The organism is Pelomonas aquatica, from assembly GCF_026712205.1.
Classification (GTDB): Bacteria; Pseudomonadota; Gammaproteobacteria; order Burkholderiales; family Burkholderiaceae_C; genus Pelomonas; species Pelomonas aquatica.
Window position 1 is genome coordinate 17,675 of sequence record NZ_JAPPUW010000034.1, and the last position, 16,317, is coordinate 33,991.

The 16,317-nt window shown below is 67.0% G+C and carries 9 protein-coding genes; all 9 read left to right on the plus strand.

Annotated elements, in window-relative coordinates; all coding sequences use genetic code 11:
* Positions 1-87 precede the first annotated feature (87 nt).
* The 9 genes from NYP07_RS22800 to NYP07_RS22840 all read left to right on the plus strand — a co-directional run bounded on the left by NYP07_RS22800 (position 88) and on the right by NYP07_RS22840 (position 16,147).
* A complete protein-coding gene (locus tag NYP07_RS22800; RefSeq protein ID WP_268154300.1) occupies positions 88-1,230 on the plus strand; it encodes a branched-chain amino acid ABC transporter substrate-binding protein in 1,143 nt (380 codons plus the stop codon).
* A 680-nt stretch (positions 1,231-1,910) separates the two neighbouring features.
* Complete coding sequence (locus NYP07_RS22805) at positions 1,911-3,293, plus strand: TIGR03013 family XrtA/PEP-CTERM system glycosyltransferase (RefSeq protein ID WP_268154302.1); 1,383 nt, start codon at positions 1,911-1,913, stop codon at positions 3,291-3,293.
* A gap of 81 nt (positions 3,294-3,374) precedes the next feature.
* On the plus strand, positions 3,375-5,525 hold the full coding sequence (gene prsK, locus NYP07_RS22810) for an XrtA/PEP-CTERM system histidine kinase PrsK (RefSeq protein ID WP_268154304.1): 2,151 nt from the start codon (positions 3,375-3,377) through the stop codon (positions 5,523-5,525).
* On the plus strand, positions 5,522-6,886 hold the full coding sequence (gene prsR, locus NYP07_RS22815; RefSeq protein ID WP_268154306.1) for a PEP-CTERM-box response regulator transcription factor: 1,365 nt from the start codon (positions 5,522-5,524) through the stop codon (positions 6,884-6,886). The genes prsK and prsR overlap by 4 nt, the downstream gene beginning before the upstream one ends.
* 2 nt (positions 6,887-6,888) lie before the next feature.
* Positions 6,889-9,672: an XrtA/PEP-CTERM system TPR-repeat protein PrsT gene (gene prsT, locus NYP07_RS22820; RefSeq protein ID WP_268154308.1), complete on the plus strand. Its 2,784-nt coding sequence runs from the start codon at positions 6,889-6,891 to the stop codon at positions 9,670-9,672.
* A 60-nt stretch (positions 9,673-9,732) separates the two neighbouring features.
* The gene (locus NYP07_RS22825; protein WP_268154310.1) at positions 9,733-11,025 is read left to right on the plus strand and encodes an N-acyl amino acid synthase FeeM domain-containing protein; all 1,293 of its coding nucleotides are present in this window, start codon (positions 9,733-9,735) and stop codon (positions 11,023-11,025) included.
* The gene (locus NYP07_RS22830; RefSeq protein WP_268154312.1) at positions 11,022-11,789 is read left to right on the plus strand and encodes a S1C family serine protease; all 768 of its coding nucleotides are present in this window, start codon (positions 11,022-11,024) and stop codon (positions 11,787-11,789) included. Before NYP07_RS22825 ends, NYP07_RS22830 begins: the two co-directional genes overlap by 4 nt.
* 452 nt (positions 11,790-12,241) lie before the next feature.
* The gene (gene prsT, locus NYP07_RS22835) at positions 12,242-15,082 is read left to right on the plus strand and encodes an XrtA/PEP-CTERM system TPR-repeat protein PrsT (RefSeq protein ID WP_268154314.1); all 2,841 of its coding nucleotides are present in this window, start codon (positions 12,242-12,244) and stop codon (positions 15,080-15,082) included.
* Positions 15,083-15,268: 186 nt separating this feature from the next.
* Positions 15,269-16,147 carry a PEP-CTERM sorting domain-containing protein gene (locus NYP07_RS22840; protein WP_268154316.1) on the plus strand — a complete coding sequence of 293 codons (879 nt, stop codon included), beginning with the start codon at positions 15,269-15,271 and terminating at the stop codon, positions 16,145-16,147.
* The last annotated feature ends 170 nt before the right edge of the window (positions 16,148-16,317 follow it).

A 16,317-nucleotide genomic window follows, 5' to 3' on the forward strand; every position in this document is an offset into this window, starting at 1 on the left:
AGCCCCCCGGATTTGGGGTATGTTCAATCGGTTGAAAACTCAACAGTTGTCTGTCTGTTCCTCTCTCTTTCAAACTGGAGTTGATCCATGCAAGTCAAGTTGAATCTGGTGGTAGGCGCCGTGGCCGCACTGCTCAGCGGTGCTGCGATGTCCCAGGATCTGGTCGTCAAGATCGGCCACGTCGGCCCGACCAGCGGCGCCATTGCCCACCTGGGCAAGGACAATGAGCTGGGCGCCCGCCTGGCCATCGAGGAACTGAACGCCAAGGGCGTCATGATCGGCGGCAAGAAGGCCAAGTTCGAGCTGCTGGCCGAAGACGATGCCGGCGACCCGAAGCAGGGCACGGCAGCCGCCCAGAAGCTGGTCGACTCGAAGGTCAACGGCGTCGTCGGCCACCTGAACTCCGGCACCTCCATCCCGGCCTCCAAGGTCTACAGCGACGCCGGCATCCCGCAGATCTCGCCGTCGGCGACCAATCCCAAGTTCACCCGCAACGGCTACAAGACCACCTTCCGCGTCGTGGCCGACGACGTGCACCTGGGTGGCACGCTGGGCAAATACTCGGTCACGCAACTGCACGGCAAGTCCATCGCCGTCATCGACGACCGCACGGCCTATGGCCAGGGCGTTGCCGATGAGTTCGAGAAGGGCGTCAAGGGCGCGGGCGGCAAGGTCGTCGGCCGTGAGTTCACGAACGACAAGGCCACGGACTTCACCGCCATCCTGACCTCCCTGAAGGGCAAGAAGCCCGACGTCGTCTTCTTCGGCGGCATGGACGCCGTGGCCGGCCCGATGCTGCGCCAGATGAAGCAGCTCGGCATCGAAGCCAAGTTCATGGGCGGCGACGGCATCTGCACGGGCGAGCTGCCCAAGCTGGCCGCCGGCACCATGGGTGACGGCCAGGTCGTCTGCGCGGAAGCCGGCGGCGTGGAAGGCGAAGCCAAGAAGTCGATGGACGATTTCAAGTCCAAGTTCAAGTCCAAGTTCAACGTCGACGTGCAGATCTATGCGCCTTACGTCTACGACGCCGTCAACGTGATGGTCGCCGCGATGGCCAAGGCGGGTTCCGCCGAGCCGGCCAAGTATCTGCCGGTGCTGGCCAAGACCGCCGGCTACAAGGGCGTGACGGGCGTGATCTCCTTCGACGAGAAGGGCGACATCAAGAACGGCGCCCTGACCCTCTACACCTACAAGGGCGGTGCCCGCGAGCAACTGGCCGTTGTCCGCTAAGCCCCCGGCTGCGGTTCGCCGCAACCCCAAGCCCGCCGCCCGGCGGGCTTTTTTTATGACGCCGCGCCGGCATCCGGGCCGCCGTCCGCCATATGCGGATACCAAGACGACAATTGAATGAGGGTTGCGACAGGTCTGCCGAATAATTCGTGAATATTGTGCCGGCATCGCCGGTTTGGGCAGTATTCACGCGGTTCGGATTTCCGCCCCCGGGGCGCTTGCCGGCCTGTCTTGAACCCCCCCCGATTGCCATTTCCCAGACGCACGGTTGTGCGTTTCGCACGCTTTGCCAGGCGCGTTGACCCGGGTGTCATGTTGATGTCGCCGGCTTTCGGGTCTACTGCCGCCCGGTCTGAAAACGAGGCTGGGCGGGGGCGGCGGGCTGCGTCGACGCGAGCCGGATTCAAGCTTCGGGCCCCCTCCAAACGGGGGGCTTTCAAGCCCTGGGCCTGGAGGCATGATTCCGGCGCGATCAAGGGTGGTCGGCGGTGGTCATGGCGGCGTCAAGCGGCGGGGCATCGAGAGCCCATCCGGGCGGTCTCCGAGGTGGTCCGCAGCCGTTGGCCGAGCCGGCCGGCGGCTTCCGCGATGAGAGGAATGGAATATCGATATTGGTTCGAATTCCGTTGATCGAATTGCAGTTGCAGGGCGACGCCGGGCAGTATTGATCGGGGATAGAAATGATTCGAATATTCAACCATTACCTGCACAAGCAGACGCTGCTCCAGGTCTTCTTCGACCTCGGCCTGATTGTCTTTGCCGTCATCGCCGTCGTGCTGAGCCAGGGTGAGGCGGCCCAGACCGTGCTGCCCTTTGCCGCCTCGCACGGGTTGTCGCTGGCCGGTTGCATGTTCGTCATCAATTCCGCCACCGGCTTCTACCAGCATGTGCACAACCGCTCCGTCACCGAGTCCTGCGCGCGTGCGCTGTTCGGCCTGCTGTTCGGCCTGCCGCTGGCCTATGCCATCTTCAGCCTGGTGCCGTCCAACACCAGCCATCGCGACCTGCTGACGCTGGTGGCCATGGCGGCCGTCGCGGCCGTCATGGTGCATCGCGTCTACGCGGCGCATTCCGGCACCCAGGCCCGGATGCGCAGCCGCATCCTGATCTTCGGCACCGGCGCCGCCGCCCGCGCCGTCGGCAACACGCTGCGCACCTCCGATCCGCATGCGCAGATCGTCGGCTACTACGCCGGTCCCAACGAGGACCAGCCCGAGGTACCGCGCGCCGAGATCATCAACGAGGGCGCCAACCTGACCGAGGCCGCGCTCAAGCACAACGTCGACGAGATCGTCGTCGCGCTGACCGAGCGCCGCGGCGGCAGCATGCCGCTGCGCCAGTTGCTGGACTGCAAGCTGTCCGGCGTGCGCGTCGTCGACATCGCGACCCACTTCGAGAAGACGCTGGCCCAGATCAACATCAAGCACGTCAACGCGGGTTGGCTGGTGTTCGGCGACGGCTTCAGCCAGGGCATGCTGCGCGCCGCGATCAAGCGCGTCTGCGACCTGGTCTTCGCGGCGCTGATCCTCGCCGTCGCCTGGCCGATCATGCTCGTCGCCGCGCTGGCCATCCGCATCGAGTCGCGCGGCCCGGTGCTGTACCGCCAGGAGCGAATCGGCCTGAACGGCGTGCCCTTCAACGTCATCAAGTTCCGCAGCATGCGCACCGATGCCGAGAAGGACGGCAAGCCGCGCTGGGCCACCAAAAACGACGACCGCGTGACGCGCGTCGGCCGCTTCATCCGCAAGGTGCGCATCGACGAACTGCCGCAGCTCTTCAACGTGCTCGTGGGCGAGATGAGCATGGTCGGCCCGCGCCCGGAGCGCCAGTTCTTCGTCGACGAGCTGATCAGCAAGATCCCCTACTACGCCGTGCGCCACAGCGTGAAGCCGGGCGTGACGGGCTGGGCCCAGGTGCGCTACGAATACGGCTCGACGATCGAGGATTCGGTCGAGAAGCTGCAGTACGACCTCTACTACGTCAAGAACCACTCGCTCTTCCTCGATCTGCTGATCATGCTGGAGACGGTGGCCGTCGTGCTGACCGGCAAGGGCGCGCGCTGATCCCGCTGCCAGGGCGCGCCGTGACCCGGCGCCGGGCCAACTGCCGATGCGCGCGCGGCGCCGGGCATGTTTGAATCCCGCATGCCTCCTGCCGATCCGGAATCCTCCGTCGACACCCTGCTCGGGGTGCTTGCCCCCGTCGCGTCGCTGAGCAGTCTGAGCGAGCTGGTCTGCTGCGCGGCCTACGTGCTGTTCGCGCTGTATTTTGCGCAGCGGCTGTTGCGTGGGCATCTGCCGGTCACGGCCCTGGCCATCGTCTTCGGGGCGGCATTGACGGCCAGCGCCCTCTGGGCCGGCGTCAGCCTGGACGACGGCCTGCGGCACTGGTCCGACAAGCTGCCGGACTGGGTCGTTGCAGGCGCCGACCTGATGCGCTTTGCGCTGTGGTTTGTCTTCATGCTGATGCTGCTGCCGCCGGCCCGGCGCGCCGGTGGCATGGGGCCGATCCGACCCCTGGTGGTGCTGGTCGTCACGCTGCAACTGGGCCTGATCCTGCTGGGCGAGCAGATGGTGGCGGGCGCGCTGTCCCGCCCCCAGGCCTTCGTCGCGCTGGCGCAGGCGGTGCTGGGCCTCGTGCTGGTCGAGCAGGTGCTGAGCAATGCCGCGCCGGACGCGCGCTGGAACGCCAAACCGGTTTGCCTCGGCCTCGGCGCGATCTTCGTCTTCGATCTGTTCATCGCCTCGCAGGCCGCGCTGTTCCAGCGCTTCGACGGCGATGCGGTCAGCGTGCGCCCGCTCGTGCACGCGGCGGCCGTGCCGCTGCTCTATGTCGCGTCGCGGCGCCATGCGGACTGGCTGCTCAAGCTGCATGTGTCACGTGCGGCTGTCTTCCATTCGGCGACGCTGCTGCTCGTGGGCGTCTATCTGCTGATGGTCGCGGCGGTCGGCTACTACGTCCGCTACACCGGCGGCGAGTGGGGGCGGGCGCTGTCGGTCGCGCTGGTCTTCGTGGCCCTCGTTGCGCTGGCCCTGCTGGTGGCGTCGGGCTCGATGCGCTCGCGGCTGCGCGTCTACATCAGCAAGAACTTCTTCAGCTACCGCTACGACTACCGCGAGGAGTGGCTGCGCTTCACCGCATTGCTGTCCAGCAGCGCCGAGCCCCAGCACACCGCCGAGACCGTCGTGCGGGCGCTGGCCAATCTGGTCGAGAGCTCGGGCGGCATGCTGTGGCTGCAGCGCGCGCCCAATGCCGACTTCGTGCAGGCCGCGCGCTGGAACCTGCCAGCGCAGCCGGGCAGCGAGGCGCGCGATGCCGCGCTGGCCCAGTTCTGGCGCGAGCGGGCCTGGATCATCGACGTCGACGAATGGCGCCGCCGCCGCGATGCCTATCCGGGGCTGGAGCTGCCGGGCTGGCTGGTCGACGAGGCGCGCTGCTGGCTGCTCATCCCGCTGCTGGTCGGCGAAGCCCTGATCGGCTTCGTCGTGCTCGGCCGGCCGCGCGCCTTCGTCGAGCTGAACTGGGAGGTGCGCGACCTGCTGCGCACCGCGGCCAGCCAGGCATCGGGCTATCTCGCCCAGGCCCAGGCCACCGAGGCGCTGCTGGAGGCGCGCAAGTTCGACGCCTTCAACCGCATGTCGGCCTTCGTCGTGCACGACCTGAAGAACATCGTCACCCAGCTGTCGCTGATGATGAAGAACGCCAAGCGCCTGCGCGACAACCCCGAGTTCCAGCAGGACATGCTCGACACCGTCGAGAACTCGCTCGAGAAGATGCGCCAGCTGATGCTGCAGCTGCGCGAGGGCGACAAGCCCCATGGCCTGGCCAGCGGCGTCGACCTGGAGCAGATCGCCCGGCGGCTGGCCGCGGCGGCGGCCAGCAAGGACCGCGTGCTGGAGCTGGATCTGCAGCCCGGCGTCAGCACGCGTGGCCATGCGGAGCGCGTCGAGCGCGTGCTCGGCCACGTCGTGCAGAACGCCTTCGACGCGACGCCCGCCAGCGGCCGGGTGCGGCTGACGCTGGACGCCGAGGGCAGCCAGGCCCGCGTTCGCGTGGAGGACAGCGGCTGCGGGATGAGCGAGGATTTCATCCAGAATCGTCTCTTCAAGCCCTTCCAGACCACCAAGGCCAGCGGCATGGGGATCGGGGCCCATGAGAGCTATCAATACGTCCAGGAACTGGGAGGCAAGATCAGCGTGCAAAGCGAACTGAACCGGGGCACGACCGTGACCCTGCTGCTGCCCCTGTTCCATGCGCAGGCAGGCGCCCCGCTGACGGCACTCGACGCACGATGAGCACGCCCCGCCACGCCCCGCTGCTGATCGTCGAGGACGACCTCGCGCTGCAGAAGCAGCTGAAGTGGTCGCTGGACCGCTTCGAGTCCGTCACGGCCGACGACGTCGCCAGCGCCGTGCTGCAGTTCCGTCGCCATAACCCCGCCGTCGTCACGATGGATCTGGGCCTGCCGCCGGACCGCGACTCGGTCTCCGAGGGCTTCAAGTGCCTGGAGAAGCTGCTGGAGCTCGACCCGGCCGTGAAGGTCATCGTGCTGACCGGCCAGAACGACCAGGACAACGCGCTGCGCGCCATCCGCATGGGGGCCTACGACTTCCTCGCCAAGCCGGTCGACCCCGACGTGCTGGCGCTGACCGTCGAGCGCGCCTACCGCCTCTACGAGCTGCAGCAGGAGAACCGCCGGCTGCAGATGCAGCAGAGCAGCGATGTCTTCTCCGGCCTCGTCACGCGCGACCCCGGCATGCAGCGCGTCTGCCGCATGATCGAGAAGGTGGCGCCCAGCGACGCCACCGTGCTGCTGCTCGGCGAGAGCGGCACCGGCAAGGAGGTGCTGGCCCAGGGGCTGCACGACGCGTCCAAGCGCAAGGGCCGCTTCGTCGCGATCAACTGCGCGGCCATCCCCGAGACGCTGCTGGAGAGCGAGCTCTTCGGCTACGAGAAGGGCGCCTTCACCGGCGCCAACAAGTCCACGCTCGGCAAGATCGAGACGGCCAACGGCGGCACGCTGATGCTGGACGAGATCGGCGACCTGCCGATGCCGCTGCAGGCCAAGCTGCTGCGCTTCCTGCAGGAGCGCGTCATCGAGCGCGTCGGTGGCCGCCAGGAAATCCCGATCGACGTGCACGTCGTCGGCGCGACCCACCAGGATCTCAGGGCGCGCATCGCCGACGGCCGCTTCCGCGAGGATCTCTACTACCGCCTCGCCGAGATCGTCGTCGACATCCCGCCGCTGCGCGAGCGCCTGGGTGATCCGGTGCTGCTGTCGCACGCCTTCGCGCGCCGCTTCGCGACCGAGATGCGCCGCCCCGTGCCGACGCTGGCCGACGATGCCGTGCGCGCCCTCGAAGCGCATCGCTGGCCGGGCAATGTGCGCGAGCTGCAGAACATGCTCAAGCGCGCCGTCATCATGGCCGAGGAGGACCGCATCACCGCGGCCGACCTCGGCCTGCGCGCGGCGCCCGAGCCCGCTGCCGGCGGCGCCAGCACGCTGGATCTGCGCACCGTGCGCGAGAGCGCCGAGCGCCAGGCCGTCATCACGGCGCTGGCGCGCACCGACGGCAACATCGTCCGCGCGGCCGAGCTGCTCGGCATCAGCCGCCCGACGCTCTACGACCTGATGAATCGGCTGCAGATCAAGTGACGATGGCCAGAGAGAAACGCGGGCGCCCCTCGTGGGGGGCGGCCATGCTGCTGGCCGCTGCCATGCTGCTGTCGGGGTGTTCCGGCAACAGCGCCGAGCAGTATCTGAAGTCCGGCAAGGCCAAGCTGCAGGCCAGCGACCTGCGCGGCGCGGCCATCGAGTTCAGGAACGCGCTGCAGAAGGATGCGTCGTTGGCCGAGGCGCGCTTCCTGCTCGGCTCGGCCCTGCTGCGCCAGGGCGACGCACGGAGTGCCTACGCCGAGCTCGAACGCGCGGAACGCCAGGGCTATGACGCCAACCTGGTCGTGCCGCTGCTGGCCCGCGCCTTGAGCCAGCAGGGCCGCCACGAGGAGGTCTTGATCCGCTTTGCGCAGGCGACGCTGAACGAGCCCGGGGGGATGGCGGCGCTGCAGCTCAGCCTCGCGCGAGCCCATCTCGCCGGGGGGCAGGCCGAGCCGGCCGAGGCCAGCGTCAGGCAGGCGCTCGACGCGGTGCCGGGGCTGCCCGAGGCGCTGCAGCTGCAGGCCCGCATCATCGCGCGGCGGGGCGACGTGCCGGCGGCCATCGCCCGGGCCCAGGGCCTGATTGCCGCGGACCCCAAGTCCGACTCGAACTGGCTGACGCTGGGCGACCTGCAGCAGGCCGCCGGGCAGGCCGACGCCGCGCGCCGGAGCTATGCGCAGGCGATCCAGCTCAACCCCGCCGCGGCCCAGGGCTACGCCAGCCTGCTGCCGCTGCTGATGTCGGCCGGCGACCTGCCGGGCGCGACGGCCACGCTGGCGGCGCTGGAGAAGGTCGATGCCGGCAGCGTGCTGACCCGCTACTACAAGGCCTGGATCAAGCTGGAGCAGGGCGAACTGCAGGTCGCCCAGGAGCTGGGCGAGAACCTGCTGAAGCAGTCGCCCGACAACGTCGACCTGCTCTATCTCGCCGGTGCCGTCGAAGCGCGCAGGAACTCGCTGGACCGCGCCGTCGACCTGCTCGGCAAGGCGGTGGCGGCCGCGCCGGAGCCGCTGCGACCGCGCATGCTGCTGGCCCAGACGCTGCTGCGCCGGGGCGATGCCGACAAATGCCTGCAGACCCTGCAGCCGCTGCTGAAGCGCGACCCTGCGCCTGCCGAGGCCCTGGTGCTGGCGGCCGCCGCGACCGCGCGCGGCGGCGACGGCGCCAAGGCCGAGCAATGGCTGGCGCGCGCCGTCGACGCCGACCCGCAGAACGTGCAGGGGCGTGTCGGCCTGGCGGTGGCGCGCATCGGCAGGGGCGAGGTCGATGAAGGCCTGAAGCAGCTGCGCGCGGTGGGCGCTTCGACGCCGGATCTGACGCCGGACACGACGCTGGTCGACCAGCTGGCGCGCCTGCGCCGCTTCGACGCTGCGCTGGAAGCCCTGCGCGTCCTTGAAGCCAAGCCCGAGGGCAAGCTCGTCGCCGAGATGCTGCGCGGCCGCCTCGAACTGGCGCGCGACAACGTCGCGCAGGCCCGCGAAGCCTTCGATGCCGTGCTGAAGGCCGATGCGGCCAACACGCAGGCCACGGCGGCGCTCGCCGGCCTGGACCTCGCCGACAGGCGCCCCGAGGCGGCGCGGGCCCGCTTCCAGAAGCTGCTCGAGAAAGACCCCGCCAACAGCGCCGCCCGCTCGGCCCTGCTGCGGCTGGAGATCGACCGCGGTGCATCCAGCGACCAACTCGTCGCCATGGCCCGCCAGGCCGTCAAGCTGGTGCCGGGCTCGCGCGAGCTGCGGCTGGACCTGATCCGCGTGCTGCTGTCCAAACCCGACGCGCGGCAGGCCGCCGAGGTTGCGCAGGAGAGCGTCAATCTGCTGGGCGATGACCCCGAACTGCTGGCGGCCCTGGGCCAGGCGCAACTGCTCGGTGGCGAGGCCAATCTGGCGAGCAAGAGCTTCACGCGCCTGTTGGCGCTCAAGCCCAAGCTGCCGCAGGCCCATCTGTGGCTGGCCCAGGCCTACCGCCAGGCCGGCGACAACGCCCGGGCGCTGCGGGCGCTGAAGCATGGCGTCGAGGTACTGCCGGACGAGCCGGCGCTCTACCGCAGCGAGGCTTTGCTGCTGAACGCCGACGGCCAGCCGGCGCAGGCCCTGCAGGTCGCCAGGCAGCTGCAGGCGCGCGACAAGGCCGGCTGGCAGGGCCTGGCGCTGGAAGGCGACGTGTTGGCCCGGCAGGAACGCTTTGACGAGGCCGTGCATGCCTACACGGCGGCACTCGTCAGGAACCCCGCGGGCGCGCTGGCCGTGGGCCTGCATCAGGCCCTGGTGCGCGCCGGCAGGGCAGATGCCGCGCTCGCCTTCGAGCGCAAGCGGCTGGCGGACGAGCCCAGGGACTCCCGCTTCATCAGCTATCTCGCCGAGACGGCGCTGCGTGCGCGCCGCCTCGACGTGGCCGAAGCCCGCTTCAGGCAGGCGCTGGCGCTGCAGCCGCAGAACCCGGCGCTGCTCAACAACCTGGCCTGGGTCATGGGCAGGCAGGGCAGGGCGGATGCCGCGCTCGACTTTGCCGACCGGGCCGTCACGCTGGCCCCGCGCCAGCCCGATTTCTGGGACACCTTGGCCGAGATCCGTGCCGCCGCGACGCAGTACGATGCCGCGGTCCAAGCCCAGCAGCAGGCGCTGGCACTGGCACCCGAGAATCATCTGCACCGCCTGCACCTGGCCAGCTATCTGCTGCAGGCCGGCAAGAGGGAGCAGGCCAAGGCCGAGCTGACGCGCTTGGCGCAGCTGGGGGCGCGCTTTGATCTTCAGGCCGAAGTCCAGCGCATGCTGGCCACGCTCTAACGTCCGGGTTGACAGGTCCGTGGCGTGCCGCGTTTTCATCAGCCCCCCGGGGAGCCCGCCATGAGCAGAAGTCGACGCCCTCCTGCGACGCGATGGCTGCGCCGGACGATGCGGCGGCTGCTGGCCCGCGTGCCGGCGCGAGCCCGTTTTGCCCTGTGCCGGGCCCTGGTGGACTGCGACCCCGATCCCGACCTGCGGCTCGAACTCAAGGTGGCCGAGACCCGGGATGAACTGGAGGACTGCTTCAGGCTCCTGCACGACGCCTATGTCGGCTGCGGCTTCATGAAGCCCGACCCATCGGGCATGCGGGTCACGATCTACCATGCGCTGCCCACGACGACGACGCTGTGCGCCAAATGGGAGGGCCGCGTCGTCGGCACGGTCTCGATCATCCGCGAGGGCGTTTTCGGCTTCCCGCTGCAGAGCGCCTTCGACCTCGGGCGGGTGCGCCGGCAGCAGGGCCCCATCGCCGAGGTCTCCGCGCTTGCCGTTCACGCCGAGTTCCGCGAGGCCGGCGGCAGCATCCTGTTCCCGCTGATGAAGTTCGTGCGGGAATACTGCACCAGGATGTCGGACACCCGGCACCTCGTCATCGCGGTGCACCCGGACCAGAGCGATCTCTATGAAGCCGTGCTGTTCTTCGAGCGGCTGCGGGAGGAGCCCGTGGCGGCATACGATTTCGCCAACGGCGCACCGGCCGTCGGCGCGACGCTGGATCTGCCGTCGGCCGCCGCCGCCTTCAGGCGCGCCTACAAGGGGCGGCCGCCGCACAAGAACCTGCATGCGTATTTTTTCGAGCTGGAGCTGCCCCAGATCAAGCTGCCGCGGCGCCGCTACTTCACGACCAACGACCCCGTCATGACGCCGCAACTGCTGGATCACTTCTTCAACCGGCGCACCCAGGTGCTTGCGAGGCTGGACGACCGCCGCAAGGCCCTGCTCTGGTCCATCTACGACACCCCCGAGTACCGGCGCGTGCTGCCGCCCGTCGATCAGGGCGCGTCCACCGGTCATGTGCTGCGCCGCCACCAGCGCCATTCGCTGCGGGCGCCGGCCGAATTCAGGCTCGAGGTCGACGGTGCCGAGCGCATCTTCGTGTTCGACATCGTCGAGATTTCCCTTTCCGGCTTCCAGGCCGAATCGCGGCTCGACCTGCCGCTTCATGGGCGCGGCGTGGCGCGCGTGCAGCTTGGCCGCATGGATTGGTCGCATAACGAGGTGTGCGTGGTGCGCTGCAAACAGTCCGACAACAGCCGTTTCTACGGTTTCCGGGTCGAAGAGCCCGACGATGCCTGGTGCCGCTGCGTCGCGGCTCTCGAAGTCAGCCTCACCTCCCGCGAGCTGCTGCGATGAAGCGCCGCGCCCTGACCTGCCTGCTCGGTCTGGCGCCGCTGTGGACGAGCGCCGCCGACCTGCCCGCGCTGATCGAACGCAGCAAGCCTTCCATCGTCCTGGTCGGCACCTATTCGCCGACGGACAGCCCGCGGTTCGGCTTTCATGGCACCGGCTTCGCGGTCGCCGACGGCAGCCTCGTCATCACCAATGCCCACGTGCTGCCCGCGCCCGACGTGGCCGAGGCCGAGCAGCGCATCAGCATCCAGGTGCGCGCGACCAACGGCGAATGGGGCCTGCGCCTGGCCCGCATCGCCGCGCTGGACCGGGCCCACGACCTCGTCGCGCTGAGCTTCGACGGCGCGCCCGTGCCGGCGCTGCGCATCGCCGACCCGACGCTCGCCAAGGAGGGGCGGGCCGTGCTGTTCATGGGCTTTCCCATCGGCGGCGCGCTCGGCTTCTCGACGGTCAGCCACCGCGGCATCGTTTCCGCGATCACGCCGATCTCGCTGCCCGCGGCCAATGCGCGCAGCCTCGATCCGCGCGCGCTGCGCCAGCTGCGCGCCGGCAGCTTCGACATCCTGCAGCTCGACGCCACGGCCTACCCGGGCAACAGCGGCGGACCCGTGCTGGACCAGGAAACCGGCGAGGTCGTCGGCATCATCAACATGGTGCTGACCAAGGCCGGCAAGGAGTCGGCGCTGACCCAGCCTTCGGGCATCAGCTATGCCATCCCGGCCGCGTCGATCGTGCCTTTGATCGAGTCTGCCAAGGCGGCGAAATGAAGCCGCAGTGGCGTCTCACGGCGACGCCTCGGAGCGAAGGGACGAACCTCAAACGGCCTCCGCCGCCCACCCGGTTCGGGTGGCCGGCTCCCGGGCCGCGAGACTTTAGTTGATACGATCCCTTCACTTTGAGGTGATTCGTGAACCCATCGACTTCAAACGGCTTCGACGACCTTGGCAATGGCTCCGAGGAGCCGAGGGGAGCGCTCATGTTCCGCCTGCAATCGCTGCCGTCCTGCCCGTTGTTGGCGTTAGGTCACCGTGACTGATTTTTGCGGCGCTGCTCGACCTGGCTTGTCGTCTGTGCGGCAACCTGAATTGGTCTTGTGCGGCCGGTCTGGTTGGCAAGCGGAGTTCTGCAACCCCAAGTTGCACGAAGCGCCTCCATTCATGTGCATTCGACCGGACGCACAGGCGGGGGCGCCTCGGATGGTGTGGACTGCTGTTCAGCGGTGCTGTCGCGACAGCGGCTCGCCGGGCTTTTTTTCTCAATCGCGAATGTCATGAAAAAATTTTCGTCATCGGGAGTGGGCGTCAAGTGCATGGGAGCCGGCGGGTTGCTGCTTGCGAGCGTTCTGGTGGCTGGGTGCTTCAGCAAGACTGCGGATCAATATCTCGTGGAAGCCAAGACTGCCCTTGGCAAGAAAGATGATGCCGCCGCGGTTCTGCAGTTGAAGAATGCGTTGCAGGAGAACTCTTCCTTGGCCGAGGCGCGTTTCCTTCTGGGCAAGACCTCACTGCATTTGGGGGATGCCCGTGGGGCCATCATCGAATTGGAGAAGGCGCGCGATCTCGGGTATTCGGCTGACGACGTCGTCCCCTTGCTGGCGCAGGCCATGCTGGCTGCGGGGGAGCGCGACAAGCTGCTGCGTGCCTATGGCGATACACAGCTGGGGTCTGCCGCGGCGAACGCCGACTTGAAAGCGACGCTGGCGACGACTTACAACCTGTCGGGCAAGCAGGCCAAGGCGATGGAACTCGCTGCGGCTGCCGTCGCACTGGATGGCCTTAGCCGGCATGCCCAATTGGTCCGGATCCGGTTGTTGTCGGTAAGCGTTGGAGCCGGCGAAGCGCTCAGGGAACTTGACGCCCTGTCTGAGAAATCAGGCAAGACCGCCGATGCAACTCAATTGAAGGGCGAGTTGTTGAACTCGCTAGGTCGGTCGGATGACGCCATCGCGGCTTTCCGCGAGGCCCTGTCGATCGACAAATCCAGCCCTAATGCGCGGGCTGGGCTCGTGGCTGCGCTGCTGGCCAAAAAGGATTTGGCCGACGCGAAAAAGGAACTGGACCCGCTGCGCACGCTCAGGGGCGGGGCGGTGCAGTTCCGGGTCTTTTCGATCATGCTGGCACTCGAGAAAAATCAGCTCGACGAGGCTCATGAACATGCGGTCGCGCTGTTGTCTCTTTCGGCCGATGACCCGCAAAGTCTCTACGTGGCCGGTGTTGTCGAATATCGCCGCGGCGCGCTATTGGAAGCCGACAAGCAGTTGAGCAAGGCGATCCAGGTCGCACCGGATTTTGTGAAGGCGCGATTGCTGTTGGCGCAGACGAATCTGCGAACCGGCAGTGCTGCCAAGGCCCTTGCGGTGCTTCAGCCCTTGCTGGCGGAGGGGGGCGGCGATGCCGCGGCTTTGACCGCTGCAGGTGAAGCCTACCTGCAGTTGGGCGATGGGCGGCGTGCCGAAGAGTTCTTTTCCAAGGCCACCAAGGCCGATCCAAAAAGCATCCGCAATCAGGTCGCGCTGGCGCTATTGCAGATGGCCAGGGGCAAGTCGGACTCCGGGTTGGCAGCGCTGCAGACGATTGCCAGCACAGATTCCGGCACGATTGCCGACATGGCACTGGTTTCCGCTTTGACGGAGCGCAAGGACTGGGAGCGGGCTTTGAAGGCCGTGACCAGACTTCAGGCCAAGATGCCCGACAAGCCCGTGCCGCCGAATCTGCGTGGGCGCATCGAACTGCTGCGCGGCAACAAGGATAAGGCGCGAGCAGCGTTCGAAGAGGCGGTCAAACTCGACCCTGTGTACCTTCCCGCCGTGTCGAGCCTGGCCGAGCTTGATGTCGACGACAAGCACCCCGACGCCGCGATGGCGCGCTACGAGAATATCCTGGCGGTTGACCCCGGGAATATCACTGCGAACATGGCGATCGTGACGCTGCGTGCCAAGGCCGGCGCCGGCACGGACGAACTGGTGGCGACGCTGTCAAAGCTGATCAGGCAGGCGCCTGGCGAGATGCAGCCACGCCTGGCGCTCATTGAACTGCAAATGAAGGCCAAGGACATCAAGAGCGCGTTGGCCAGCGCGCAGGATGCCGTCACGGCCGTGCCGGACAGTGCCGAGGCTTGGCGGTTCCTGGCCCAGGTTCAGGCGCTTGCCGGTGACGGCAACCAGGCGATCAGCTCTTTCAACAAGCTGATTTCGCTGCGGCCCAATACGCCTGAACCCTATATGTTGCTGGCCCAGCTTTACTCGGCTCGTGGTGACAAGGCCAGCGCGACAGCCACCGTCAAGCGTGCCCTGAGCATCAAACCCGACTTTCAGCCCGGGCAGGTGGCGCTGCTTCGGGCCGAGTTGGCTGCTGGCAATCCGGCCCAGGCGCACAAGATCGCGAGCGAGATACGGGCCCAGCATCCGGACGACCCTCTTGGCTACGCCCTTGAGGGCGACATTCATGTCACACAGAGCAACTGGGCGGCGGCGGGGGCGGCCTACCGCTCGGCGCTGAAACTGCTGCCGACCGCCGAATTGGCGATCAAGCTGCATCGAGTTCTTATGGCGGGGCAGAAGTCGGCCGAGGCGAAGCAGTTCGAAATGGATTGGTTGGCAGGGCATCCCCAGGATGCAGCGTTTATCCACTATCTTGCCGACGTCGCCCTGGTCCAGAAGAGTTACGGGCTTGCTGAACAGCGCTATCTCACGGTGCTGAAACTCGCCCCCCGCAATGCCAGCGCAGCAAACAACCTGGCCTGGGTGTTGAGCCTCGCCAAGAGGCCGGGCGCGCGCGCCTATGCGGAGATGGCGAACCAACTGGCACCGAACAAGCCGGCCTTCATGGATACGCTCGCCCAGCTTCTGGCCGACGCCGGGGAACTGGAGAAGGCGATCGACCTTCAGAAGCGGGCGCTGTCCTTGGATCCCGAGCAGCACGAGTATCGTCTTCGCCTGGCCCGTTTTTACGTTGATGCCGGCCGCAAGAACGAGGCTCGCGAGGAGTTGCAACGGCTGGTCGCGCTCGGGAACGCATTCCCGCTGCAGGCCGACGTGAGCAGCCTGCTGGCGCGACTGTGAGTCTGGCCCGGGTTTGCGGGGTGTCGGCAGACCTTACACGCACCCCCGTCGCTCTCGGCTTAATGATTGCAAGTCATTGAAATTAAAGGGAATTTATAATTTGGCACAGCAATTGCTTCATTGAAGTCGCAGATCAACGTGAGTTGGTCGGGTCCTTCCGGGTCAATCTTTTTAGTGAGGAACAGAATGAAGTCCACTACTGCACTGCGCGCGTTGGCTGCTGCCGCCGTGATGGCTTGTGTGAGCGCGCCTGCCATGGCGGCCTATCAGGTTCTCGATGGCTGGCAGATCACCATCCCTGGCTTCGCCCACGGCTCTCCGGTTACCAACACCTACACGAACATCGGCCATCTGGTGCTTGGCGGCGGTTCCGCCAACGTCACTCAGCAGCTCAATGGTTCCGGCAACGCCTACGTTGGCGCACAGTTCACGGAGACGGGTTCGATCAACACCGTCACCTACATTACCGAGAACGTCGTCGGCAATGGTGACTTCGGCCCGCAGCACTTCTTCGGTGTCGGCCCTGATCTCAAGCCTTACGAGTTGGACCTGGCGTTCAGCAACGTTGCTGGTTATGTCGATTCGCTGATCGGTTCCGGTTTCCACTACACGTTCACGAGCGGTAGTTTTTCGCTGATCGCCGTTGTGGGCGGTGTCAGCACAACGGTCTCGACCGGCAGCATCATTGGTCTGGGTGGCGACACCAGCACGACGAACGTGATCGGCGGCACGACCGGTAGCAGCACGGTGCTGGCCAAGGTGGCTAACCAACTGTTCGGCTTCGATGTGGCTGATTCGACCGGTACCTCGCTGGCAGCTGGCTTTGCCTCAGGCGCTTATCTGTTCCAGGCGACGACTACCAATACGGTCAATGCGAACAGCCCCGTCGTCGGTGGCTGCACGTTCGACGGTGGCAAGACCTTCGGCCCTTGCGTGAGTCTGCAAGTGACGTCTGAGGGTGCGCTGAACGTCGTCAAGAAGCTGCCCGAGCCGGGTTCTCTGGCTTTGATCGGCCTGGCCCTGGCCGGGGCCGGGGCGGTCCGTCGCCGCAAGACACAAGCCTGATTTTTGGGTTGATTGTTAAAGAAACCAGCCTGGTAGCAGGCTGGTTTTTCATTTGGTGCGCCCGGCAGGGTGCACCTACTCGGAGGTGAGAGTCCTCTATCAGCCCGGCAAGGGGAATGGTTAGCCAATGGCAAGGGTTCCGCGGGTGACTGTGGGTCTGAAGGAAGCCG

Coding starts and splice junctions, on each gene's coding strand:
- NYP07_RS22800 (WP_268154300.1), top strand. CDS start 88: ATGCAAGTCAAGTTGAATCTGGTGGTAGGCGCCGTGGCCGCACTGCTC.
- NYP07_RS22805 (WP_268154302.1), top strand. CDS start 1,911: ATGATTCGAATATTCAACCATTACCTGCACAAGCAGACGCTGCTCCAG.
- prsK (WP_268154304.1), top strand. CDS start 3,375: ATGCCTCCTGCCGATCCGGAATCCTCCGTCGACACCCTGCTCGGGGTG.
- prsR (WP_268154306.1), top strand. CDS start 5,522: ATGAGCACGCCCCGCCACGCCCCGCTGCTGATCGTCGAGGACGACCTC.
- prsT (WP_268154308.1), top strand. CDS start 6,889: ATGGCCAGAGAGAAACGCGGGCGCCCCTCGTGGGGGGCGGCCATGCTG.
- NYP07_RS22825 (WP_268154310.1), top strand. CDS start 9,733: ATGAGCAGAAGTCGACGCCCTCCTGCGACGCGATGGCTGCGCCGGACG.
- NYP07_RS22830 (WP_268154312.1), top strand. CDS start 11,022: ATGAAGCGCCGCGCCCTGACCTGCCTGCTCGGTCTGGCGCCGCTGTGG.
- NYP07_RS22840 (WP_268154316.1), top strand. CDS start 15,269: ATGAAGTCCACTACTGCACTGCGCGCGTTGGCTGCTGCCGCCGTGATG.